The organism is Huaxiibacter chinensis (genome assembly GCF_022171985.1).
In the GTDB taxonomy this organism is placed as follows: Bacteria; Pseudomonadota; Gammaproteobacteria; order Enterobacterales; family Enterobacteriaceae; genus Enterobacter; species Enterobacter chinensis_A.
Genome location: NZ_JAJVHF010000001.1, coordinates 705921 through 729883, shown reverse-complemented (window position 1 = coordinate 729883; position 23963 = coordinate 705921). Strand labels below are relative to the sequence as shown.

General features: G+C 54.2%; 19 protein-coding genes and 1 pseudogene. 18 read left to right on the top strand and 2 right to left on the bottom strand.

Annotation, left to right across the window (positions count from 1 at the left end; genetic code table 11):
- Position 1: 1 nt before the first annotated feature.
- Both pcp and nei read left to right on the top strand, forming a co-directional pair.
- Complete coding sequence (gene pcp, locus LZP96_RS03555) at positions 2–646, top strand: pyroglutamyl-peptidase I (RefSeq protein WP_064325344.1); 645 nt, start codon at positions 2–4, stop codon at positions 644–646.
- 14 nt (positions 647–660) lie between these two features.
- The gene (gene nei / locus LZP96_RS03550; protein WP_064325345.1) at positions 661–1452 is read left to right on the top strand and encodes an endonuclease VIII; all 792 of its coding nucleotides are present in this window, start codon (positions 661–663) and stop codon (positions 1450–1452) included.
- Positions 1453–1549: 97 nt separating this feature from the next.
- Here the strand turns inward: nei and LZP96_RS03545 are convergent, their stop codons facing one another.
- The gene (locus tag LZP96_RS03545) at positions 1550–2833 is read right to left on the bottom strand and encodes a citrate synthase (RefSeq protein WP_064325346.1); all 1284 of its coding nucleotides are present in this window, start codon (positions 2831–2833) and stop codon (positions 1550–1552) included.
- A gap of 877 nt (positions 2834–3710) precedes the next feature.
- On the opposite strand from LZP96_RS03545, the gene sdhC reads away from it, so the two are divergent.
- The 8 genes from sdhC (at position 3711) to sucD (ending at position 13356) form a co-directional block, all read left to right on the top strand.
- A complete protein-coding gene (gene sdhC, locus LZP96_RS03540; RefSeq protein WP_064328088.1) occupies positions 3711–4115 on the top strand; it encodes a succinate dehydrogenase cytochrome b556 subunit in 405 nt (134 codons plus the stop codon).
- A complete protein-coding gene (gene sdhD / locus LZP96_RS03535; protein WP_064325347.1) occupies positions 4109–4456 on the top strand; it encodes a succinate dehydrogenase membrane anchor subunit in 348 nt (115 codons plus the stop codon). The genes sdhC and sdhD overlap by 7 nt, the downstream gene beginning before the upstream one ends.
- Positions 4456–6222, top strand: coding sequence for a succinate dehydrogenase flavoprotein subunit (gene sdhA / locus LZP96_RS03530; protein ID WP_064325348.1), 1767 nt, complete (start codon positions 4456–4458; stop codon positions 6220–6222). The genes sdhD and sdhA overlap by 1 nt, the downstream gene beginning before the upstream one ends.
- A 15-nt stretch (positions 6223–6237) precedes the next feature.
- Positions 6238–6954, top strand: coding sequence for a succinate dehydrogenase iron-sulfur subunit (locus tag LZP96_RS03525; RefSeq protein WP_064325349.1), 717 nt, complete (start codon positions 6238–6240; stop codon positions 6952–6954).
- Positions 6955–7178: 224 nt separating this feature from the next.
- Positions 7179–9986 carry a 2-oxoglutarate dehydrogenase E1 component gene (sucA, locus tag LZP96_RS03520; RefSeq protein ID WP_064325350.1) on the top strand — a complete coding sequence of 936 codons (2808 nt, stop codon included), beginning with the start codon at positions 7179–7181 and terminating at the stop codon, positions 9984–9986.
- A 14-nt stretch (positions 9987–10000) separates the two neighbouring features.
- Positions 10001–11221 carry a 2-oxoglutarate dehydrogenase complex dihydrolipoyllysine-residue succinyltransferase gene (gene odhB, locus LZP96_RS03515; RefSeq protein WP_064325351.1) on the top strand — a complete coding sequence of 407 codons (1221 nt, stop codon included), beginning with the start codon at positions 10001–10003 and terminating at the stop codon, positions 11219–11221.
- A gap of 99 nt (positions 11222–11320) precedes the next feature.
- The gene (gene sucC / locus LZP96_RS03510; RefSeq protein ID WP_064325352.1) at positions 11321–12487 is read left to right on the top strand and encodes an ADP-forming succinate--CoA ligase subunit beta; all 1167 of its coding nucleotides are present in this window, start codon (positions 11321–11323) and stop codon (positions 12485–12487) included.
- On the top strand, positions 12487–13356 hold the full coding sequence (gene sucD, locus LZP96_RS03505; RefSeq protein ID WP_006809578.1) for a succinate--CoA ligase subunit alpha: 870 nt from the start codon (positions 12487–12489) through the stop codon (positions 13354–13356). The genes sucC and sucD overlap by 1 nt, the downstream gene beginning before the upstream one ends.
- 83 nt (positions 13357–13439) lie before the next feature.
- Here sucD and LZP96_RS03500 read toward each other — a convergent pair whose 3' ends face one another.
- The gene (locus LZP96_RS03500; RefSeq protein ID WP_258925695.1) at positions 13440–14156 is read right to left on the bottom strand and encodes a GntR family transcriptional regulator; all 717 of its coding nucleotides are present in this window, start codon (positions 14154–14156) and stop codon (positions 13440–13442) included.
- A 171-nt stretch (positions 14157–14327) separates the two neighbouring features.
- Between LZP96_RS03500 and mngA the strand changes: the two genes are divergently transcribed.
- From mngA to tolQ, 8 genes and pseudogenes are all read left to right on the top strand, one after another.
- The gene (gene mngA, locus LZP96_RS03495) at positions 14328–16244 is read left to right on the top strand and encodes a PTS 2-O-a-mannosyl-D-glycerate transporter subunit IIABC (protein WP_064325354.1); all 1917 of its coding nucleotides are present in this window, start codon (positions 14328–14330) and stop codon (positions 16242–16244) included.
- A 22-nt stretch (positions 16245–16266) separates the two neighbouring features.
- Positions 16267–18900 (top strand): annotated as a pseudogene (mngB, locus tag LZP96_RS03490) (mannosylglycerate hydrolase).
- A gap of 679 nt (positions 18901–19579) precedes the next feature.
- Positions 19580–21148 carry a cytochrome ubiquinol oxidase subunit I gene (gene cydA / locus LZP96_RS03485; RefSeq protein WP_064325356.1) on the top strand — a complete coding sequence of 523 codons (1569 nt, stop codon included), beginning with the start codon at positions 19580–19582 and terminating at the stop codon, positions 21146–21148.
- 15 nt (positions 21149–21163) lie between these two features.
- Complete coding sequence (gene cydB, locus LZP96_RS03480; RefSeq protein ID WP_064325357.1) at positions 21164–22303, top strand: cytochrome d ubiquinol oxidase subunit II; 1140 nt, start codon at positions 21164–21166, stop codon at positions 22301–22303.
- A gap of 14 nt (positions 22304–22317) precedes the next feature.
- Positions 22318–22431, top strand: a complete 114-nt coding sequence (gene cydX / locus LZP96_RS03475) for a cytochrome bd-I oxidase subunit CydX (protein ID WP_064325358.1) — start codon at positions 22318–22320, stop codon at positions 22429–22431.
- Positions 22431–22721, top strand: a complete 291-nt coding sequence (gene ybgE, locus LZP96_RS03470; RefSeq protein ID WP_064325359.1) for a cyd operon protein YbgE — start codon at positions 22431–22433, stop codon at positions 22719–22721. The genes cydX and ybgE overlap by 1 nt, the downstream gene beginning before the upstream one ends.
- 148 nt (positions 22722–22869) lie before the next feature.
- The gene (gene ybgC, locus LZP96_RS03465) at positions 22870–23274 is read left to right on the top strand and encodes a tol-pal system-associated acyl-CoA thioesterase (protein WP_064325360.1); all 405 of its coding nucleotides are present in this window, start codon (positions 22870–22872) and stop codon (positions 23272–23274) included.
- Positions 23271–23963, top strand: coding sequence for a Tol-Pal system protein TolQ (tolQ, locus tag LZP96_RS03460; RefSeq protein ID WP_064325361.1), 693 nt, complete (start codon positions 23271–23273; stop codon positions 23961–23963). The genes ybgC and tolQ overlap by 4 nt, the downstream gene beginning before the upstream one ends.

Genomic DNA, 23963 nt, shown 5'->3' with positions numbered 1-23963 from the left:
GATGCGTACTGTATTAGTGACAGGTTTTGAGCCCTTCGGGGGCGAGAGCATTAATCCCTCCTGGGAAGTGGTGAAACAGTTCGACGGGACGATCATCGATAACTGTCGCGTCGTGGCGCGCCAGTTACCCTGTGTGTTCGGTGAATCTTTAGCGGTGCTAAACGCGGCGATAGACGCGCTGTCGCCAGCAGTGGTGCTTGCTGTTGGCCAGGCGGGGGGACGCGTGGATATCACCGTTGAACGCGTGGCCATCAACATCGATGACGCGCGCATTGCCGATAACAGTGGTCAGCAGCCGGTCGACGCACCGGTCATCCCGGACGGCCCGGCGGCATGGTTTAGCTCGCTGCCCATTAAAGCAATGGTTGCTGCGCTTCGTGAGCGCGGGATCCCGGCTTCCGTGTCGCAAACGGCGGGCACCTTTGTCTGTAATCACGTGATGTACGGCCTGCTGAATAAAATCAGCGGGCAGGCGGAAACCAGGGGCGGATTTATCCATATTCCTTATCTTCCCCAGCAGGCGGCGGCACATCCAGGGGCACCCAGCATGGCGGCAGAGACGGTCAAAGAGGCGCTGGAAATCGCCATTTCGGTGGCGTTGCACCAGACTACGGATATCAAAATAACAGGCGGTGCGACGCACTGATAAAGGGAGTACGTATGCCAGAAGGTCCGGAGATCCGCCGCGCAGCGGATAGCCTGGAGGCGGCGATAAAAGGCAAACCATTGACCGAAGCGTGGTTTGCCTTTCCTCAGTTGAAGCAGTATGAAGCGGGCCTCATTGGGCAAACCGTTACGCACATTGAAACGCGTGGCAAAGCCCTGCTGACGCATTTCTCCCATAACCTGACGTTATATAGCCACAATCAACTTTATGGCGTCTGGCGGTTGATCGATGCCGGAGAAGCGTTGCAAACAACACGCGTTTTGCGGGTTAAACTGCAAACGGCAGATAAGGCGATTTTGCTCTATAGCGCCTCAGATATTGAGATGTTAACGCCGGATCAATTACTGACGCATCCTTTCCTGCAGCGGGTTGGCCCGGATGTTCTCGATCTGCGCCTGACGGCTGAAGACGTAAAGGCACGACTGTTGTCGCCGAAATTTCGCAACCGGCAATTTTCCGGGCTGCTGCTCGATCAGGCATTTCTGGCCGGATTAGGCAACTATCTGCGGGTAGAAATTCTGTGGGAAGTAGGTCTGGCGGCACAACATAAAGCCTCACAGCTTAGCGATGCGCAGCTGGATGCGCTGTCCCATGCGTTACTGGACATCCCGCGTTTGTCTTACACCACGCGCGGCGTGGTGGATAACAATAAGCATCATGGCGCGCTGTTTCGCTTTAAGGTTTTTCATCGTCAGGGTAAGGCCTGCGAGCGCTGTGGCGGCATAATTGAAAAAACCACGCTGTCGTCGAGACCCTTTTACTGGTGCCCCGGGTGCCAGAGCTAAACGCAAAACGGTAACCCGAAGGTTACCGTTTTTTGTGTTCCCCCTCTCCCGTGGGAGAGGGCCGGGGTGAGGGCATCAGGCCTCACCCCACTCAACATTAACGCTTAATATCAGACTTAAAATCACGCTGCTCGTAGCCGGTATAAAGCTGACGTGGACGCGCGATTTTCATGCCGTCGGTGTGCATCTCGTTCCAGTGTGCGATCCAGCCTACGGTACGGGCCATAGCGAAAATCACGGTGAACATGGAAGACGGAATACCCATCGCTTTCAGAATAATGCCAGAGTAGAAATCGACGTTCGGGTACAGTTTCTTCTCGATGAAGTACGGGTCGTTCAGCGCAATGTGCTCAAGCTCCATCGCCACTTCCAGCAGATCGTCCTTCGTGCCCAACTCTTTCAGCACTTCGTGGCAGGTTTCACGCATCACGGTGGCACGCGGATCGTAGTTTTTGTACACACGGTGACCGAAGCCCATCAGACGGAAGGAGTCATTCTTGTCTTTCGCGCGACGCACGAATTCAGGAATGTGCTCAACGGAGCTGATCTCTTCCAGCATCTTCAGTGCCGCTTCGTTTGCACCGCCGTGCGCCGGTCCCCACAGAGAGGCAATACCCGCCGCGATACAGGCGAACGGGTTCGCACCAGAAGAGCCCGCGGTACGCACGGTTGAGGTCGATGCGTTCTGCTCATGATCGGCGTGCAGGATCAGAATACGGTCCATGGCGCGCTCCAGAACCGGATTAACCTCGTAGGTTTCACACGGGGTGGAGAACATCATATTCAGGAAGTTACCCGCATAAGAGAGGTCATTGCGCGGATAAACAAACGGCTGGCCGATAGAGTATTTGTAACACATCGCTGCCATGGTCGGCATCTTGGACAGCAGACGGAACGCCGCGATGTCACGGTGACGTTGATTATTCACGTCCAGCGAATCGTGGTAGAACGCCGCCAGCGCGCCCGTGATCCCGCACATTACCGCCATCGGATGGGAATCACGACGGAACGCGTGGAACAGACGGGTAATCTGCTCGTGAATCATGGTGTGACGCGTCACGGTGGTACGGAACTCATCGTACTCTTTCTGCGTCGGTTTTTCGCCGTTCAGCAGGATGTAGCACACTTCCAGATAGTTGGATTCAGTGGCTAACTGGTCGATGGGGAAGCCGCGATGGAGCAGGATACCTTCGTCACCGTCGATAAAGGTGATTTTGGATTCGCAAGATGCGGTGGAGGTGAAACCAGGATCAAAAGTGAACACGCCTTTTGAACCCAACGTACGGATATCAATTACGTCCTGACCGAGCGTGCCTTTTAGCACATCCAGTTCGATAGCAGTATCACCCCCAAGAGTGAGCTTTGCCTTTGTATCAGCCATTTACGGTCTCCTTAGCGCCTTATGTCTAAGACTGCTAAACACTTTGTCCTTCGCACTATCTTTGCGTGGGTGGCGTCCTCAAACGCTGGTGACATAGTTCGCTATGCTTCCAGAGATTCTCCGGCATGCCGCCTTGCTTTAGCCCGAATGACGTTGTGTCTGGGATTTGCATTCTGTTGATGTTCGATCGTTACTAGTTTGTTATTGGGCTTACCGCTCAGCTCACGAGGAGGAACCAGGGTACAGAGCTATGGCGCCTTGCAAGTAAACGACTGAAAATCAGAGAATTAACAGCAAATCAGTGTCTTCGCAGTCCGAATTATTCAAACCTGTATATCACTAATAACTGTCCTGATAACTTCGGTCAATACCATCACACTGTTACATAACTAATTGTCAGGTGAAAGAGAGACCTCATAACTTTTGCGCATTATATGCCTTTTCTGATGACGTTTGTAACAATATTGTTTAACATTTGTCAAATCAGATGATTAAAAATTAAAAAGATGTTGTTATCGTGACTCCGCTCACTGTTCCGTATAAAACCCGACAAACTGTATGTAGGTTAATTGTAATGATTTTGTGAACATCCTATACTGCCGCCAGGTCTCCGGAACACCCTGCAATCCCGAGCCACCCAGCGTTGTAACGTGTCGTTTTAGCATTTGGAAGCAATGTTTTGCATGACGCGCAGTTATAGAAAAGGAACGCTGTCTGACCCGCACGCAGCCGGAGTAAGGAAATCCCATAGTCTTTCACGCTACAGGTGCGTTGGCTGCGCCCGCTTGTCCCGGTCACAATACTTTTGTGTTCACGGGGATTCCCGGACTTGCCGCCTTCCTGTGACGCGAAATCCAAAGGGAATAATAAGAACAGCATGTGGGCGTTATTCATGATAAGAAATGTGAAAAAACAAAGACCTGTCAATCTGGATCTGAAAACGATCCGATTCCCTGTAACGGCCATAGCGTCCATTCTGCACCGCGTATCCGGTGTGATTACGTTTGTGGCGGTTGGCATTCTGCTGTGGTTACTGGGAACCAGCCTCTCGTCTCCTGAAGGATTCCTCCAGGCCTCCGCCATTATGAACAGCTTCTTCGTGAAATTTATTATGTGGGGCATTCTGACCGCGCTGGCCTACCACGTCGTCGGCGGCGTTCGCCACATGATGATGGACTTTGGCTATCTGGAAGAAACCTTCGAAGCCGGGAAACGGTCAGCGAATATCTCTTTTGTCATCACTGTCGTGCTTTCAATTCTCGCAGGAGTTCTCGTATGGTAAGCAACGCCTCCGCATTAGGACGCAACGGCGTACATGACTTCATTCTGGTCCGCGCTACTGCCATCGTCCTCACGCTTTATATCATCTACATGATTGGTTTCTTCGCGACCAGCGACACGCTGACGTGGGAAATCTGGAGCGGATTCTTCGGATCTGCCTTCACCAAAGTGTTCACCCTGCTGGCGCTCTTCTCCATTCTTATTCATGCCTGGATTGGCATGTGGCAGGTGTTGACCGATTACGTTAAACCTCTGGCAATTCGCCTCCCTCTGCAACTTCTGATTGTTGTCGCACTGGTGGTTTACGTTATTTATGGATTCGTTGTGGTGTGGGGTGTGTAATGAAACTGCCAGTCAGAGAATTTGATGCTGTAGTGATTGGTGCGGGTGGCGCAGGTATGCGTGCCGCACTGCAAATTTCCCAGAGCGGCCAGACCTGTGCGCTGCTCTCAAAAGTGTTCCCGACCCGTTCGCACACCGTCTCTGCGCAGGGTGGCATCACCGTTGCGCTCGGTAATACCCATGAAGATAACTGGGAATGGCATATGTACGACACCGTAAAAGGGTCGGACTACATTGGTGACCAGGACGCGATTGAATACATGTGTAAAACCGGGCCGGAAGCGATTCTGGAACTGGATCACATGGGTCTGCCGTTCTCCCGTCTGGAGAATGGCACCATCTATCAACGTCCGTTTGGCGGCCAGTCGAAAGATTTCGGCGGCGAGCAGGCGGCACGTACTGCGGCAGCGGCTGACCGTACCGGTCACGCGTTACTGCACACGCTGTATCAGCAAAACCTGAAAAACCACACCACCATCTTCTCCGAGTGGTATGCGCTGGATCTGGTGAAAAATGAAGATGGCGCGGTAGTGGGTTGTACCGCTCTGTGCATCGAAACCGGTGAAGTGGTTTACTTCAAAGCCCGCGCGACCGTGCTGGCGACCGGCGGTGCAGGCCGTATTTATCAGTCCACGACCAATGCCCACATCAACACCGGCGACGGCGTTGGCATGGCAATCCGCGCGGGCGTCCCGGTGCAGGATATGGAAATGTGGCAGTTCCACCCAACCGGCATCGCCGGTGCAGGTGTTCTGGTGACGGAAGGCTGTCGTGGTGAAGGCGGATACCTGCTGAACAAACACGGCGAGCGCTTCATGGAGCGTTATGCCCCGAATGCGAAAGACCTGGCGGGTCGTGACGTGGTGGCGCGTTCCATCATGATCGAAATCCGTGAAGGTCGCGGCTGTGACGGCCCATGGGGTCCACACGCTAAACTTAAGCTGGATCACCTGGGTAAAGAGGTTCTGGAATCCCGCCTGCCGGGCATCCTGGAGCTTTCCCGTACCTTCGCGCACGTCGACCCGGTGAAAGAGCCGATTCCGGTCATCCCGACCTGCCACTACATGATGGGCGGTATTCCAACCAAAGTGACCGGTCAGGCGCTGACCGTGAACGAGCAGGGTGAAGACGTTGTGATCCCTGGCCTGTTTGCCGTGGGCGAAATCGCCTGCGTATCCGTACACGGTGCAAACCGTCTTGGCGGTAACTCCCTGCTTGACCTGGTGGTATTCGGTCGTGCGGTGGGCCTGCATCTGCAGGAATCCATCGCTGAACAGGGCGATCTGCGTGATGCAACCGAGGCGGAAATTGATGCGTCACTGGCGCGCCTTAATCGCTGGAACGGTAACCGTGACGGTGAAGATCCGGTCGAAATCCGCAAAGCGCTGCAGGAATGTATGCAGCACAACTTCTCGGTGTTCCGTGAAGGTGACGCGATGGCCAAAGGGCTTGAAGAGCTGAAGGCGATCCGCGAGCGTCTGAAAAACGCCCGTCTGGATGATACCTCCAGCGAATTTAATACCCAGCGCGTTGAGTGTCTGGAGCTGGATAACCTGATGGAAACCGCTTACGCCACGGCAGTTTCTGCGAACTTCCGTACCGAAAGCCGTGGCGCGCATAGCCGCTTCGACTACCCTGATCGTGATGACGAAAACTGGCTGTGCCACTCCCTGTATCTGCCAGAGTCGGAATCCATGACGCGTCGTAGCGTCAATATGGAGCCGAAACTGCGTCCGGCGTTCCCGCCGAAGATTCGTACTTATTAATGCGGAGACAGGATAATGAAACTCGAATTCTCAGTTTATCGTTATAACCCGGATGTTGATGACGCTCCGCATATGCAGGATTACACCCTGGAAGCGGAAGAAGGTCGCGACATGATGCTGCTTGATGCCTTAATGCAGCTGAAAGAGAAAGATCCGACACTGTCGTTTCGTCGTTCCTGCCGTGAAGGGGTGTGTGGCTCCGACGGTGTGAACATGAACGGCAAAAATGGCCTGGCCTGTATTACGCCGATTTCGGCACTGCAGCGTGCAGGGCAGAAAATTGTTATCCGTCCTCTGCCTGGCCTGCCTGTCGTGCGTGATTTGGTGGTGGACATGGGGCAATTCTATGCACAATATGAGAAGATTAAGCCTTACCTGTTGAATAATGGGCAAAATCCTCCGGCTCGCGAGCATTTACAGTCGCCAGAGCAGCGCGAGAAACTCGATGGTCTGTACGAGTGTATTCTGTGCGCATGCTGTTCGACCTCTTGCCCATCGTTCTGGTGGAACCCGGACAAGTTTATCGGTCCTGCGGGTCTGCTGGCCGCCTATCGTTTCCTGATCGATAGCCGCGACACCGAGACGGATAATCGTCTGGAAGGCTTAAGTGATGCTTTCAGTGTATTCCGGTGCCATAGCATCATGAACTGCGTCAGTGTATGTCCTAAGGGGCTGAACCCGACGCGGGCCATCGGCCATATCAAGTCGATGCTGTTGCAGCGTAGCGCGTAAGTCATAAGAGGGGACGTTGTTCCCCTCACCTTAACCCTCTCCCAAAAGGAGAGGGGATAAAATGTAGGAAACCTCTAAAAACTGCCCCGAGGTGCAGACAGTTTTTAAAGGTTCCTTCGCGAGCCCAAGACAACATAAGAGCTCGCAGGTGAACCCCGGCACGTACGTGTTGTACGTGGTAGTTTCTACGGCGAAATAAGCATACACATGCTTAAGGGATCACGATGCAGAACGGCGCAATGAAAGCCTGGCTGGACTCTTCTTACCTCTCTGGTGCGAACCAGAGCTGGATAGAACAGCTCTATGAAGACTTCTTAACCGATCCTGACTCAGTGGACGCTAACTGGCGTTCCATGTTCCAGCAGTTACCTGGAACTGGGGTCAAACCGGATCAATTCCATTCCAAAACACGTGATTATTTCCGTCGTCTGGCGAAGGATGCCTCACGTTACTCTTCCTCGATCTCTGACCCCGACACCAATGTGAAGCAGGTTAAAGTCCTGCAGCTCATCAATGCTTATCGCTTCCGTGGTCATCAGCATGCCAATCTTGATCCACTGGGATTATGGAAACAGGACCGCGTTGCGGATCTCGATCCAGCGTACCACGATCTGACTGAGGCCGATTTCCAGGAAACCTTTAACGTGGGTTCGTTTGCCAGCGGCAAAGACACGATGAAGTTGGGAGAATTACTGGAGGCGCTGAAGCAAACCTACTGCGGCTCCATCGGTGCAGAATATATGCACATCACGTCGACCGACGAAAAACGCTGGATCCAGCAGCGTATCGAATCGGTGACCGGTCACGCCAGCTTCAGCACTGATGAGAAAAAACGTTTTCTCAATGAGCTGACCGCGGCGGAAGGCCTTGAGCGCTATCTCGGTGCAAAATTCCCGGGAGCAAAACGCTTCTCGCTGGAAGGCGGCGACGCATTAGTCCCCATGTTAAAAGAGCTTATCCGCCACGCGGGTAAAAGCGGAACACGTGAAGTGGTGCTGGGCATGGCCCACCGTGGTCGCCTGAACGTGCTGGTTAACGTGCTCGGTAAAAAACCGCAGGATCTCTTCGATGAGTTCGCGGGGAAACATAAAGAACATCTCGGTACGGGCGATGTGAAGTACCACATGGGCTTCTCGTCAGATATCGAAACCGAAGGCGGTCTGGTTCACATGGCGCTGGCGTTTAACCCGTCGCACCTTGAAATCGTCAGCCCGGTGGTTATCGGCTCCGTACGTGCGCGTCTGGACCGTCTGGACGAACCGAGCAGCAATAAAGTGCTGCCTATCACCATCCATGGTGATGCGGCGGTTACCGGTCAGGGCGTGGTGCAGGAAACCCTGAACATGTCCAAGGCGCGTGGTTACGAAGTGGGCGGTACCGTTCGCATCGTTATCAACAACCAGGTGGGCTTCACCACTTCCAACCCGCTGGATGCGCGCTCCACACCGTATTGCACCGATATCGGCAAAATGGTTCAGGCGCCTATTTTCCACGTTAACGCGGATGACCCTGAAGCGGTTGCTTTCGTTACCCGTCTGGCGCTGGATTTCCGTAATACCTTTAAACGCGATGTGTTCATCGATCTCTTCTGCTATCGCCGTCACGGTCATAACGAAGCGGATGAGCCAAGCGCAACCCAGCCGCTGATGTACCAGAAGATCAAAAAGCATCCGACCCCGCGCAAAATTTATGCTGACAAACTGGAAGCAGAAAAAGTCGCGACGCTGGAAGATGCCACTGAGCTGGTTAATCTGTACCGCGATGCGCTGGATGCCGGCGAATGCGTGGTGAAAGAGCTGCGCCCAATGAACATGCACTCCTTTACCTGGTCGCCGTACCTCAACCACGAGTGGGATGAGAGCTACCCGAACAAGGTCGAGATGAAGCGTCTGCAGGAGCTGGCGAAACGCATCAGTACGGTGCCGGAAGCCATTGAAATGCAGTCCCGCGTACAGAAAATCTACACCGACCGTCAGTCAATGGCGACCGGTGAGAAACTGTTCGACTGGGGCGGCGCGGAAAACCTGGCCTACGCCACGCTTGTGGATGAAGGTATTCCGGTACGTCTGTCCGGTGAAGATGCGGGACGCGGAACCTTCTTCCACCGTCACGCGGTCATTCACAACCAGACGAACGGTTCAACCTACACCCCACTGCAGCACGTGCATAACGGTCAGGGCCAGTTCAAGGTCTGGGACTCCGTGCTGTCTGAAGAAGCGGTGCTGGCCTTCGAATACGGTTACGCCACGGCAGAACCTCGTACCCTGACCATCTGGGAAGCGCAGTTCGGTGACTTCGCCAACGGTGCGCAGGTCGTTATCGACCAGTTCATCTCCTCCGGCGAACAGAAGTGGGGCCGTATGTGTGGCCTGGTCATGCTGTTGCCGCACGGTTACGAAGGGCAGGGTCCGGAGCACTCCTCCGCGCGTCTGGAACGTTATCTGCAGCTTTGCGCTGAGCAGAACATGCAGGTCTGCGTACCGTCGACCCCGGCACAGGTTTACCACATGCTGCGTCGTCAGGCGCTGCGCGGTATGCGCCGTCCGCTGATTGTTATGTCACCGAAGTCTCTGCTGCGTCACCCGCTGGCGGTCTCCTCGCTGGACGAACTGGCTAACGGTACGTTCCTGCCGGCGATTGGTGAGATCGACGAACTCGATCCACAGGCGGTGAAGCGTGTCGTGATGTGTTCTGGTAAGGTTTATTTTGACCTGCTGGAACAGCGCCGCAAAAACGATCAGAAAGATGTCGCCATTGTGCGTATCGAACAGCTTTACCCCTTCCCGCACCAGGCAGTGCAGGAAGCGCTGAAGCCATATGCACACGTACATGATTTTGTCTGGTGCCAGGAAGAGCCGCTTAACCAGGGCGCATGGTACTGCAGCCAGCATCATTTCCGTGATGTGATTCCATTTGGGTCTGGTCTGCGTTACGCAGGTCGCCCGGCCTCTGCCTCTCCGGCAGTAGGGTATATGTCCGTTCACCAGAAGCAGCAACAAGATCTGGTCAATGACGCGCTGAACGTCGATTAATTAAAGGATACATAATGAGTAGCGTAGATATTCTTGTTCCCGACCTGCCTGAATCCGTCGCTGACGCCACCGTAGCGACCTGGCATAAAAAACCAGGCGACAGCGTCAAGCGCGATGAAGTGCTGGTAGAAATCGAAACTGACAAAGTGGTACTGGAAGTACCGGCATCGGCGGATGGCATTCTGGATGCAGTGCTGGAAGATGAAGGGACTACCGTCACTTCCCGCCAGATCCTGGGTCGCCTGCGCGAAGGCAACAGCGGTGGCAAAGAGTCCAGCGCCAAGTCTGACAGCAAAGAGTCTACACCGGCTCAGCGTCAGCAGGCTTCTCTTGAAGAGCAGAACAACGATGCGCTCAGCCCGGCGATCCGTCGCCTGCTGGGTGAGCATAATCTTGAAGCCAGCGCTATCAAAGGCACTGGTGTGGGTGGTCGTTTGACCCGTGAAGACGTGGAAAAACACCTGGCGAAGGCCCCTGCTAAAGAAGAGGCGAAAGCCCCTGAAGCGGCGCCAGCACCACAGCCAGCGCTGGGCGCACGTAGCGAAAAACGCGTGCCAATGACGCGTCTGCGCAAACGTGTTGCTGAGCGTCTGCTGGAAGCGAAAAACTCCACCGCTATGCTGACCACCTTCAACGAAGTCAACATGAAACCAATCATGGATCTGCGCAAGCAGTACGGCGACGCGTTTGAAAAACGTCACGGTATCCGTCTGGGCTTTATGTCGTTCTACGTGAAAGCGGTTGTTGAAGCGCTGAAACGTTATCCGGAAGTGAACGCCTCAATCGATGGCGAAGATGTGGTGTACCACAACTACTTCGACGTCAGCATGGCGGTATCAACGCCACGCGGCCTGGTGACCCCGGTTCTGCGCGACGTAGACACCCTGGGTATGGCTGATATCGAGAAGAAAATCAAAGAACTGGCGCTGAAAGGCCGTGACGGTAAGCTGACCGTTGACGATCTGACCGGCGGTAACTTCACCATTACCAACGGTGGTGTATTCGGTTCCCTGATGTCCACGCCAATTATCAACCCGCCGCAGAGCGCGATCCTTGGCATGCACGCAATTAAAGATCGTCCGATGGCGGTAGACGGCAAAGTCGAGATCCTGCCAATGATGTATCTGGCACTTTCTTACGATCACCGTCTGATCGACGGCCGCGAGTCGGTGGGTTACCTGGTGGCGATTAAAGAGCTGCTGGAAGATCCAACGCGTCTGCTGCTGGACGTGTAGTAAAGCTTTAGCGTCACCTGCCCTGCAGGCCGGAAAAGCGTCGCGCTCCTGGCCTGCAGGTTTAAAGATAACGATTACCCTGAAGGATGGATAGAACACATGAACTTACATGAATATCAGGCCAAACAACTGTTTGCCAGGTCAGGCTTGCCGGCTCCGGTGGGTTATGCCTGTACTACCCCACGCGAAGCAGAAGAAGCCGCATCTAAAATCGGTTCCGGCCCGTGGGTAGTTAAATGTCAGGTTCACGCTGGTGGCCGTGGTAAAGCGGGCGGTGTGAAGGTTGTTAAGAGCAAAGAAGAGATCCGTGCCTTTGCTGAACATTGGCTGGGCAAACGCCTGGTAACGTATCAAACAGATGCGAACGGTCAGCCTGTAAACCAGATCCTGGTCGAAGCGGCGACAGATATCGCCAAAGAATTGTACCTCGGCGCAGTGGTAGACCGTAGCTCACGTCGCGTGGTGTTCATGGCGTCTACCGAAGGCGGCGTGGAAATCGAAAAAGTGGCGGAAGAGACCCCGCACCTGATCCACAAAGTGGCTATCGATCCGCTGGCAGGCCCTATGCCTTACCAGGGTCGTGAGCTGGCGTTCAAACTGGGTCTGGAAGGCAAGCTGGTACAGCAGTTCACCAAGATCTTTATGGGTCTGGCGAATATCTTCCTGGATCGCGATCTGGCGCTGATTGAAATTAACCCGCTGGTTATCACCACTCAGGGCGATCTGATCTGCCTGGACGGTAAACTGGGCGCTGACGGCAACGCACTGTTCCGTCAGGCCGACCTGCGCGAAATGCGCGACCAGTCGCAGGAAGATCCACGTGAAGCGCAGGCTGCACAGTGGGAACTGAACTACGTCGCACTCGACGGCAACATCGGTTGCATGGTTAACGGTGCGGGCCTGGCAATGGGCACCATGGACATCGTTAAGCTGCACGGCGGTGAGCCAGCGAACTTCCTGGACGTGGGCGGCGGCGCGACGAAAGAGCGTGTGACCGAAGCGTTTAAAATCATCCTCTCTGACGACAAGGTGAAAGCCGTACTGGTTAACATCTTCGGCGGTATCGTGCGTTGCGACCTGATTGCCGACGGTATCATCGGTGCCGTAGAAGAAGTGGGTGTTAACGTCCCGGTTGTGGTTCGTCTGGAAGGGAACAACGCTGAACTCGGCGCGAAAAAACTGGCTGACAGTGGCCTGAATATTATTGCAGCGAAAAGTCTGACGGATGCAGCTCAGCAGGTTGTTGCCGCAGTGGAGGGGAAATAATGTCAGTTTTAATTAATAAAGATACCAAGGTTATCTGCCAGGGCTTCACCGGTAGCCAGGGGACTTTCCACTCCGAACAGGCGATTGCCTACGGTACGCAGATGGTTGGCGGCGTAACGCCAGGTAAAGGCGGCACCACGCATTTGGGCCTGCCGGTCTTTAACACCGTGCGCGAAGCGGTAGAAGCCACTGGCGCAACCGCGACCGTGATCTACGTTCCGGCACCGTTCTGTAAAGATTCCATCCTGGAAGCGATCGACGCGGGCATCAAACTGATTATCACCATCACCGAAGGTATCCCGACGCTGGATATGCTGACCGTGAAGGTGAAACTGGATGAAGCAGGCGTGCGCATGATTGGCCCGAACTGTCCGGGTGTGATCACCCCAGGCGAGTGCAAAATCGGCATCATGCCAGGCCACATTCACAAGCCAGGTAAAGTCGGCATCGTTTCCCGTTCCGGCACCCTGACCTATGAAGCGGTTAAGCAGACCACCGATTACGGTTTCGGCCAGTCCACCTGTGTGGGCATCGGCGGTGACCCTATCCCGGGCTCTAACTTCATCGATATCCTGAAGCTGTTCCAGGAAGATCCGCAGACCGAAGCGATCGTGATGATCGGTGAGATCGGCGGCAGCGCTGAAGAAGAAGCGGCGGCCTACATCAAAGATCACGTGACCAAACCGGTTGTGGGTTACATCGCTGGTGTGACCGCGCCGAAAGGCAAGCGTATGGGCCACGCGGGCGCCATCATCGCGGGTGGTAAAGGGACGGCAGATGAGAAGTTTGCCGCGCTGGAAGCCGCAGGCGTGAAAACCGTGCGCAGCCTGGCCGATATCGGCGAGGCGCTTAAATCTATCATTAAGTAAATCCTCTCTGCTCTCTGAAAGGGGAGCTTTGACATAATAATTGTCCGTTTCGACATGGTTGGCCGCTTAAACGCGGCCTTTTTTTATTGTCTGCGTCGCGCCACCAGCGTGAATTTGTAATCGTCGCTGTTAAAAACGTTGCGGCTGTATTCAAAAACACGACCGTCTTTCAGAAATCCGCGGGACACCTTTTCGAGGACAGGTTTTGCGGGTTCGAGCGCGAGGGCGTCAATGGCTTCGGCTGACGGCATCACCGGCACCAGCTCCTGCTCGCTGCGATCGATAACCATCTTTTTGGTCTGCTCAATGTAGTGGTATTTCGACTTTTCCATCACTTCCCAGGTGAGATCGACAAACATCGCCAGCGGCATCCAGGTCTCTTCCAGGTTCACCGGCTTTTGCTTGATGAAGCGCACGCGTTTAACGTGCCAGACGTTGTCACCGACCTTAAGCTGAAGTTTTTCCGCCAGCCGCGCGTCGGCCTTGATCGCTTCGAAGATTTTCACGTCGCTGTGGGTGTCGACATTTCTGTCGGCCAGTTTCTCGTAAAAACCCGTGAGCTGATAAATATCGTAATTGACACGCGCTTCTTTTACGTAGGAGCCGCTGCCCTGAATACTCTCAACGATCTGCTCGTCGGTCAGGCGTTTTAAGGCCTGGCGTACCGTTACGCGGCTGACGCCGTAGGTCTCCTGGAGGATCGATTCCGTAGGCAGGGCATCGCCCGGTTTTAACTCCCCGGCGCTGATTTTCTCGCGTAGCGCATCGGCTATCTGCCGGTACATCGGTTTATTACCCATTTTCCACAGCCTGTTTAATACCTTTTCAACGAATTATGCCCTTACCGGTTAATTTGTAAATAATACAACTTAGATACAAATTATCGTGATTAGTGAAAATGATCACATAAAGGTATTAATTACTCTGACAGAATCCCCGCAGACACTAACGCTTTTACTGTGAGGATCGTGATGAACCTGACGACTCTGACCCACCCCCGCGCGGTCTGCGTGCAGGCGCATTTTTCCAGCCGGGAGGACGCTATACGCCAGCTGGCGATGCGTCTTACGGAGCTGGGTTCTGTAACCGACTGCGACGCCTTTCTGACGGAAGTCTTCCTTCGTGAATCTTTGGGGCCCACCGCACTGGGCGAAGGGCTGGCGGTGCCGCATGGCAAAACAGATGCGGTGAAAGAGGCGGCTTTTGCCGTGGCAACACTCTGTGACCCGCTGCAGTGGGATGGCGTGGACGGGCCTGAAAACGTCGAGCTGATTTTTCTGCTCGCCATTCCGCCGGCGCAAGCGGGCTCAACGCATATTCAACTGCTGACGGAATTGACCAGCCGCCTGGCAGATGATGATCTGCGGGCTCGCGTCATGGCGGCTACCACGGCGCAGGCATTGCTGACAGCCCTGGAGGATGAACCCCAGACGCTGATAACCGCGCCGCCGGAGAATGCGCCCGCGCTGGTCTGCGTGACCGCCTGTCCGGCAGGCATTGCGCATACGTATATGGCTGCTGAATATCTTGAGAAGGCGGGGCGTAAGCTTGGCGTTCACGTGGCGGTGGAAAAGCAGGGGGCCAACGGTATCGAAGGCCGCCTGACTTCACAGCAGCTGCGGAGCGCGCAGGCGTGTATTTTTGCGGCAGACGTGGCCATTAAAGAGCGTGAACGTTTTCAGGGGATTCCCTCGCTTTCCGTTCCGGTTGCGGAGCCGCTGCGTCATGCAGAAGCCTTAATTCAGCGTGCGCTCGCGCTTGAGCCCTCTTCGGTCACGCGCGCTGAACCCGCCGACGGCACAACCGCTAATAGCGTTAAAACCGAACTCAAACAAGCGCTGCTGAGCGGTATTTCCTTTGCCGTGCCGCTGATTGTGGCGGGCGGCACCGTGCTTGCCGTCGCAGTATTACTGGCTCAGTTGCTGGGGCTACAGCATCTGTTCGATCAGGAAAATTCGTGGCTGTGGATGTACCGCAAACTGGGCGGCGGCATGCTGGGGATTCTGATGGTGCCGGTGCTTGCCGCGTATACCGCGTATTCGCTGGCGGATAAACCCGCGCTGGCCCCCGGCTTTGCGGCAGGGCTTGCAGCCAACATGATTGGCTCGGGTTTTCTCGGTGCCATCGCAGGTGGGCTGATTGCCGGTTATCTGATGCGTTGGGTAAAAAACCATATTCGTTTAAATAACCGCTACAACGGATTCTTAACCTATTACCTCTATCCGGTGATCGGGGTACTGGGTGCGGGTAGCCTGATGCTGTTTGTGATCGGTGAACCGGTGGCCTGGCTGAACAATTCTCTGACCGCGTGGCTTAACGGACTCTCAGGCGCCAATGCGCTCATGCTGGGGGCCATACTCGGCTTTATGTGTTCGTTCGATCTGGGCGGCCCGGTGAATAAAGCGGCTTATGCCTTTTGTCTGGGGGCGATGGCCAATGGCGTCTACGGGCCGTATGCCATTTTCGCCTCTGTCAAAATGGTGTCGGCGTTTACCGTGACCGCCTCAACCCTGCTGGCACCTCAACTCTTTAAACCCTTTGAAATTGAAACCGGCAAGTCAACCTGGCTGTTAGGGTTGGCGGGAATAACCGAAGGCGCCATTCCGATGGCGATAGAGGATCCGCTGCGGGTGATCGGCTCCTTTGTGCTGGGATCGATGGTGACAGGCGCCATGATCGGATCGCTGGGCGTGGGGCTTTCTACTCCGGGGGCAGGCATTTTCTCGCTCTTTTTACTGCACTCTGACGGGTTAGGCGGTCTTGTTGCCGCGGCGGGCTGGTTGGGGGCGGCGCTGGTGGGTACCGCCATCTCTACGTTTATTTTACTTCTCTGGCGACGTCAGGCGGTCAAAAGCGGCAAATACGTCACCGAAGACGTCCTGCCATAACACGCACTAACAGGAAATGACGATGAAAGCAGACTCTCGCGTTCATATTACGCCGCATATGCACTGGGACCGTGAATGGTATTTCACCACCGAAGCCTCACGCATTCTCCTTGTCAATAATATGGAGGAGATCCTCACGCGTCTGGAAGCGGATGAAGCGTACAAATATTACGTTCTCGACGGTCAAACGGCGGTGCTGGAGGATTACTTTGCGGTTGTGCCTGAAAACCGGCCACGGGTGAAGGCGCTGGTGGCGGCGGGTAAGTTAATTATCGGCCCGTGGTATACCCAGACGGACACGACGCTTGTCTCCGGCGAGTCGATTTTACGCAATCTGATGTACGGCATCCGCGACTGTCAGCCCTTCGGCGAGCCGATGAAAATCGGTTATCTGCCGGATTCATTTGGCATGTCCGCACAGCTTCCGCATATCTATAACGGCTTTGGCATCACCCGGACGCTCTTCTGGCGGGGATGTTCGGAGCGCCACGGAACCGACAAAACCGAGTTCATCTGGCAGAGCAGCGACGGCAGCGAGGTTACAGCACAGGTGCTGCCGCTGGGCTACGCGATTGGTAAGTACTTACCGGAGGATGAAGCAGGTCTGCGCAAACGACTCGACGATTACTTTGAGGTCCTGGAAAAAGCCTCTGTCACAAAAGAGATTTTACTGCCAAATGGGCATGATCAGATGCCGCTGCAGCAGAACATTTTTGCGGTGATGGAAAAACTGCGTGACATCTATCCCCAGCGTCACTTTGTGATGAGCCGGTTTGAAGAGGTCTTCGACCATATTGACGCGCACCGCGATCGGCTGGCGACCCTGAAAGGGGAGTTTATCGACGGGAAGTATATGCGTGTGCACCGGACCATTGGCTCGACGCGCATGGACATTAAAATCGCGCATGCCCGCATCGAAAACAAAATCGTTAACAGTCTGGAACCGCTGGCGAGCCTCGCCTGGACGCTGGGCTTTGAGTATCACCATGGCCTGCTGGAAAAAATGTGGAAGGAGATCCTCAAAAATCACGCCCACGACAGCATTGGCTGCTGCTGTAGCGATAAGGTTCACCGTGAAATCACGTCCCGTTTCGAACTGGCAGAGGACATGGCCGACAACCTGACGGTCTTTTATATGCGTAAGATTGTCGACAATATGCCGCAAAGCGAGGAAGACAAGCTGGTGATGTTCAACCTGATGCCCTGGCCGCGGGAAGAGGTCATTAACACAACCCTTCGTTTGCGCGCCAGTCAGTTTCAGCTGCGGGACGACAAGGGGCAGGTGGTGCCGTATTTCATTCGCGCGGTGCGTGAAATTGACCCCGGGCTGATTGACAGACAAATTGTCCATTACGGCAATTACGAACCCTTCAGGGAGTTCGATATTTAGCTGAGTCAAATCCTGCCCTCTATGGGCTACCGAACCCTCTATATCGAACCCCATAAGGCCGGGCGGCAGATCTCTGCGGCAGCCCCCTCTACGGACGGGCTGGAAAATGCCTTCTGGCACATTCATATCAACAGCGACGGCACGCTGCGCCTGCATGATAAAGCATCAGGTCTGGTGTATGACCGCGTGCTGGAAATTGAAGAGAGTTCCGATGACGGGGACGAGTACGACTACTCGCCTTCACGAGAAGAGTGGCGGCTCACTTCTTCTCAGGGAACCCATGACGTTGAGGTTATTCACGAAGCCTGGCAGAGCAGGGCGGTCATACGGCATCACATGGCGGTTCCGGCAAACCTGGCCGAACGGTCGGCACGCCAGCAAAGCGGCAAGCTGGTGGCGGAGATCGAGGTCACGCTGAGCCATACCAGCCGACGTATTGATGTCGCGGTGCGGCTGGATAATCAGGCCGATGACCATCGGGTTCGCGTGCTGATCCCCACGCCGTTCGCCACGGAAACGGTGCTCGCCGATACGCAATTTGGTTCGCTGACCCGCCCGGTCAGCGATCCAGCGATGGAATGCTGGCGGGAAGAGGGGTGGAAAGAGGCGCCGATCCCTGTCTGGAATTTACTGAATTATGCCGTTCTGCAGGAGAGGCGCCAGGGCATGGCGCTCTTTACCGAGGGGCTGCGCGAATTTGAAGTGGTCGGGGATGGCACAAAGAGCTTTGCGTTGACCCTCCTGCGCGGTGTTGGGGTGCTCGGGAAAGAGGATCTGTTGCTGCGTCCAGGAAGACCGTCCGGTATCAAAATACCCGTACCCGATTCTCAGGTCAGAGGCGCGCTCGACTGCCGTTTCAGCCTCTTTACCTTTAGCGGAACGCCGGAAAACGCAGGCGTTGCTCAGCAGGCGAAAGCGTGGCTGACGCCGGTGCACTGCTACAACAAAATCCCCTGGGATGCGATGAAGCTTAATCGCGCTGCGTTTACCACACCTGAGCGTTACAGTCTGCTCAGCCTGTCGCCGACGGGCTGCCAGCTCAGCGCGCTGAAAAAGGCTGAAGACCGGGACGCGCTCATCATTCGCCTCTTTAACCCCTCTGAGTCTGCCTCCTGCGATGTCTCTTTGTGTATGCATCGCGTCATTACCGCATGTGACGAGACTGACATGAATGAACAGTGTAAAAATGCCGGGGACGATCAAAAGGGCATTACGGGTCCGTTTCGGCCAGGACAGTCGCGGACGTTTAGCCTGAAGCTGGCATGACAATCGACGTTATGAATGTGGGCTGCGTATATCGCAGCCTTTTTTCATGAAAGCGTCATCAAGAAGTGTTAATTTTAGGGGCTATAAAAGTGAAATTAATGTAATTATCAAAACCTGTCACAGCACCGTAAAAAAAACTGTGCGTCAACTACCATTAATTGTTCGAACGTTTGTAAAGATTGGCACCAGGATAACGTTAATTAAAAACCCTGCTTTTATATTTTTCCTTGTATTTGATAACCCCCAATATCTGATAAAGCACATACCATTAACATGGTATTTACCATTCTCACCGCAATTAAACATGGTTAACAATAACGGCCGTTTTTGATTTAAATCAATGTTTAATCCTTGGAAAAAGACGGTAAAAGGCGTTAAATTGTTCGCGATCAAATTGGTCGAAAACTGCTAGATTAGCTATAAATTGATCACCGTCGTAAAACGTAAAACTGATTCAATAAAAACCTGTTTATTGTAAGGGTTTTGCAGCGTATTATATTTGCGGGATCAATTAGAGTTTTTTCTTAACGTATTTGTAACCTTTCCTCACCGCTTTTTCCTCTTAAGAGAAATCAGTCACGAAGAAGGGAAGCAGATAACTTTGTATTGGGGCATGCGTGTGGATCCTTTCTAACGGGGTTCACTCTCGGAGTCTTCATGCGATGAGCAAGGAGTCATGATGTTAGATATAGTCGAACTGTCGCGCTTACAGTTTGCCTTGACCGCGATGTACCACTTCCTTTTTGTGCCACTGACGCTCGGTATGGCGTTCCTGCTGGCCATCATGGAGACGGTCTACGTCCTTTCCGGCAAACAGATTTATAAAGATATGACCAAGTTCTGGGGCAAGTTGTTTGGTATCAACTTCGCACTGGGCGTGGCAACCGGTCTGACCATGGAGTTCCAGTTCGGGACAAACTGGTCTTACTATTCCCACTATGTCGGGGATATTTTCGGTGCGCCGCTGGCCATTGAAGGTCTGATGGCCTTCTTCCTCGAATCCACCTTTGTAGGTCTGTTCTTCTTCGGTTGGGATCGTCTGGGTAAAGTCCAGCACATGGCCGTGACCTGGCTGGTGGCATTAGGCTCCAACCTGTCCGCACTATGGATTCTGGTGGCGAACGGCTGGATGCAAAACCCTATCGCGTCTGATTTCAACTTCGAAACTATGCGTATGGAGATGGTCAGCTTCTCTGAGCTGGTCCTGAACCCGGTCGCACAGGTGAAATTCGTCCACACCGTGGCATCGGGCTATGTCTGTGGCGCCATGTTCGTGCTGGGCATCAGTGCGTACTATATGCTGCGTGGACGTGACTTCGCCTTCGCTAAGCGCTCCTTTGCCATCGCGGCAAGTTTTGGTATGGCGGCAATCCTCTCCGTTATCGTTCTGGGTGATGAATCCGGTTACGAAATGGGGGATGTGCAGAAAACCAAACTGGCAGCCATTGAAGCAGAGTGGGAAACCCAGCCTGCGCCGGCGGCATTCACCCTGTTTGGTATTCCTGACCAGGATGCGCAAGAAAACCGCTTTGCTATTCAGATTCCTTATGCGCTCGGGATCATCGCAACCCGCTCCGTCGATAAACAGGTCACTGGCCTGAAAGACCTGTTGGTACAGCATGAAGAGCGTATCCGTAACGGGATGAAGGCTTACTCGCTGTTAGAACAGCTGCGTGCAGGTTCAACCGATCAGGCCGTTCGCGATCAGTTCAACGACGTGAAGAAAGACCTGGGTTACGGCCTGCTGCTGAAACGCTATACCCCGAACGTGGCGGACGCGACGGAAGCACAGATTCAACTGGCAACCAAAGACTCGATTCCACGCGTTGCGCCGCTGTACTTTGCCTTCCGTATCATGGTGGGTGCGGGCATTATTATGCTGCTGATTATTGGCGCCTCCTTCTGGTCGGTGATTCGTAACCGTATCGGTCAGCGTAAATGGCTGTTGCGCGCTGCGCTGTATGGCATGCCGCTGCCGTGGATCGCCATCGAATCCGGCTGGTTTGTGGCGGAGTATGGTCGTCAGCCATGGGCGATTGGTGAGGTGCTGCCAACGGCAGTCGCCAACTCCTCGCTCACAGCAGGAGACTTAATCTTCTCTATGCTGCTGATTTGTGGTCTGTACACCCTGTTCCTGGTGGCCGAACTGTTCCTGATGTTCAAGTTCGCACGCCTTGGCCCAAGCAGCCTGAAAACCGGTCGCTATCACTACGAGCAGTCCAACGTGGCTACTCAGCCGGCACGCTAAGACAGGAGTCGTCAAATGATCGATTATGAAGTATTGCGTTTTATCTGGTGGCTGCTGGTCGGTATCTTACTGATTGGTTTTGCGGTCACCGACGGGTTCGACATGGGGGTGGGCATGCTCACCCGTTTCCTCGGTCGTAATGACACCGAGCGTCGAATCATGATCAACTCCATCGCCCCGCACTGGGACGGTAACCAGGTGTGGCTGATCACTGCAGGCGGCGCGCTGTTCGCGGCCTGGCCGATGGTCTACGCGGCTGCGTTCTCCGGTTTCTACGTGGCGATGATTCTGGTGCTGGCGTCGTTATTCTTCCGTCCGGTAGGCTTTGACTACCGTTCCAAGATTGAAGACAACCGCTGGCGCAACATGTGGGACTGGGGCATCTTCATTGGTAGCTTCGTGCCACCGCTGGTGATCGGTGTGGCGTTCGGTAACCTGTTGCAGGGCGTACCGTTCCATCTGGATGAGTACATGCGCCTCTTCTATACCGGCAACTTCTTCCAGCTGCTGAATCCGTTTGGCCTGCTGGCGGGTATTGTCAGCGTCGGGATGATCCTGACGCAGGGCGCGACCTACCTGCAGATGCGTACCGTGGGTGAACTGCATCTGCGTTCCCGTGCGACGGCTCAGGTTGCCGCGCTGGTCACGCTGGTCTGCTTCGCGCTGGCCGGTGTGTGGGTGGTGTACGGTATCGATGGCTATGTAGTGACGTCTGCCATTAACCACGCGGCGCCGTCTAACCCACTGACCAAAGAGGTAGTGCGTCAGGCGGGAGCCTGGATGGTGAACTTCAACAATAATCCTGTGCTGTGGGCTATCCCGGCGCTGGGTGTGTTGCTGCCGCTCCTGACTGTACTGGCCTCGCGCCTGGAAAAAGGGGCCTGGGCCTTCGTCTTCTCTTCACTGACGCTGGCGTGCATTATTCTCACGGCAGGTATCGCTATGTTCCCATTCGTCATGCCATCCAGCACCATGCTGAACGCAAGCCTGACCATGTGGGATGCGACCTCCAGCCAGCTGACGCTGAATCTGATGACGTATGTGGCCTGTGTGTTCGTACCGATTATCCTCCTGTACACCGCCTGGTGTTACTGGAAAATGTTCGGTCGTATCACCAAAGAGCATATTGAAAGCAACACCCACTCTATGTATTAAGTCAGGAGCTGAATATGTGGTATTTCGCATGGATTTTAGGGACGCTTCTTGCTTGTGCATTTGGTGTCATCACCGCCCTGGCGCTTGAGCACATCGAAGCGTCTAAAGCGGGTGAAGAAAAACACTAATGAACATTATCGCGACGCTTTACGCGGTAATGGATAAGCGCCCGTTACGGGCGCTTTCTTTAGTGATGGCATTACTGCTGGCAGGCTGTATTTTCTGGGACCCGTCGCGCTTCGCGGCAAAGACCAGCGAGCTTGAGATTTGGCACGGTTTTCTCGTCATGTGGGCGGTCTGTGCCGGGGTGATTCACGGCGTGGGCTTTCGCCCGAAGGCCGTTCACTGGCAGGGCATTTTCTGCCCGCTGATTGCCGATCTTGTGCTTCTTGCCGGGCTCATGTTCTTTTTCTTCTGAATAAGAAATGTCCGTTAATGATATGGGCTTACCCAAGCCCATAAAAATTTACTCTCCGTTTACTTCTCCCCATTCCAAACCATCATTCCCGCGCGTATAGTAGCGAAGTTTAAAAGCGCTAACTTTTGTTGCATTACCAGGATGTAAAGTGAATACAACGCTGTTTCGATGGCCGGTTCGGGTCTACTACGAAGACACTGATGCCGGGGGTGTGGTCTACCACGCCAGCTACGTTGCTTTTTATGAACGGGCACGTACAGAGATGCTGCGCCATCATCATTTTAGTCAGCAGGTTTTGCTGGCTGAGCGTGTCGCCTTTGTGGTGCGCAAGATGACGCTGGAGTATTTTGCACCCGCCAGACTCGACGATATGCTCGAAGTCCAAACGGAAATCACAGCAATGCGCGGAACCTCGCTGGTTTTCACACAGCGGATCGTCAATGCAGACAACGCGGTGCTGAACTCAGCAGAAGTCCTGATTGTTTGTGTTGATCCAACCATAATGAAGCCTCGTGCGCTTCCTAAGTCCATTGTCGCGGAGTTTAAGCAGTGACTGACATGAATATCCTTGATTTGTTCCTGAAGGCAAGCCTTCTGGTTAAACTTATCATGTTGATTTTGATTGGTTTTTCAATCGCCTCCTGGGCCATCATTATCCAGAGAACGCGTATCCTCAATGCGGCAACGCGTGAAGCGGAAGCCTTTGAAGATAAGTTCTGGTCTGGTATTGAGCTTTCTCGTCTGTATCAGGAAAGCCAGGGTCGCCGTGAAAACCTTTCAGGCTCCGAACAAATTTTCTACAGCGGTTTCAAAGAGTTTGCCCGTTTGCATCGTGCTAATAACCATGCACCGGAAGCGGTCGTTGAAGGGGCATCACGTGCGATGCGTATTTCAATGAATCGTGAACTGGAAACGCTTGAAAACCATATTCCTTTCCTCGGCACCGTGGGTTCCATCAGTCCGTATATCGGTCTGTTCGGTACGGTGTGGGGGATCATGCATGCCTTTATCGCCCTGGGTGCGGTTAAACAGGCAACGTTACAAATGGTTGCGCCAGGTATTGCAGAAGCATTGATCGCGACCGCTATTGGTCTGTTTGCCGCAATCCCTGCCGTTATGGCTTATAACCGCCTGAATCAGCGCGTGAACAAACTGGAACTGAACTACGACAACTTCATGGAAGAGTTCACCGCGATTCTGCACCGCCAGGCGTTTACCAGCACCGAGAGCAACAAGGGGTAA

Coding starts and splice junctions, on each gene's coding strand:
- pcp (WP_064325344.1), top strand. CDS start 2: ATGCGTACTGTATTAGTGACAGGTTTTGAGCCCTTCGGGGGCGAGAGC.
- nei (WP_064325345.1), top strand. CDS start 661: ATGCCAGAAGGTCCGGAGATCCGCCGCGCAGCGGATAGCCTGGAGGCG.
- LZP96_RS03545 (WP_064325346.1), bottom strand. CDS start 2,833: ATGGCTGATACAAAGGCAAAGCTCACTCTTGGGGGTGATACTGCTATC.
- sdhC (WP_064328088.1), top strand. CDS start 3,711: ATGTGGGCGTTATTCATGATAAGAAATGTGAAAAAACAAAGACCTGTC.
- sdhD (WP_064325347.1), top strand. CDS start 4,109: ATGGTAAGCAACGCCTCCGCATTAGGACGCAACGGCGTACATGACTTC.
- sdhA (WP_064325348.1), top strand. CDS start 4,456: ATGAAACTGCCAGTCAGAGAATTTGATGCTGTAGTGATTGGTGCGGGT.
- LZP96_RS03525 (WP_064325349.1), top strand. CDS start 6,238: ATGAAACTCGAATTCTCAGTTTATCGTTATAACCCGGATGTTGATGAC.
- sucA (WP_064325350.1), top strand. CDS start 7,179: ATGCAGAACGGCGCAATGAAAGCCTGGCTGGACTCTTCTTACCTCTCT.
- odhB (WP_064325351.1), top strand. CDS start 10,001: ATGAGTAGCGTAGATATTCTTGTTCCCGACCTGCCTGAATCCGTCGCT.
- sucC (WP_064325352.1), top strand. CDS start 11,321: ATGAACTTACATGAATATCAGGCCAAACAACTGTTTGCCAGGTCAGGC.
- sucD (WP_006809578.1), top strand. CDS start 12,487: ATGTCAGTTTTAATTAATAAAGATACCAAGGTTATCTGCCAGGGCTTC.
- LZP96_RS03500 (WP_258925695.1), bottom strand. CDS start 14,156: ATGGGTAATAAACCGATGTACCGGCAGATAGCCGATGCGCTACGCGAG.
- mngA (WP_064325354.1), top strand. CDS start 14,328: ATGAACCTGACGACTCTGACCCACCCCCGCGCGGTCTGCGTGCAGGCG.
- cydA (WP_064325356.1), top strand. CDS start 19,580: ATGTTAGATATAGTCGAACTGTCGCGCTTACAGTTTGCCTTGACCGCG.
- cydB (WP_064325357.1), top strand. CDS start 21,164: ATGATCGATTATGAAGTATTGCGTTTTATCTGGTGGCTGCTGGTCGGT.
- cydX (WP_064325358.1), top strand. CDS start 22,318: ATGTGGTATTTCGCATGGATTTTAGGGACGCTTCTTGCTTGTGCATTT.
- ybgE (WP_064325359.1), top strand. CDS start 22,431: ATGAACATTATCGCGACGCTTTACGCGGTAATGGATAAGCGCCCGTTA.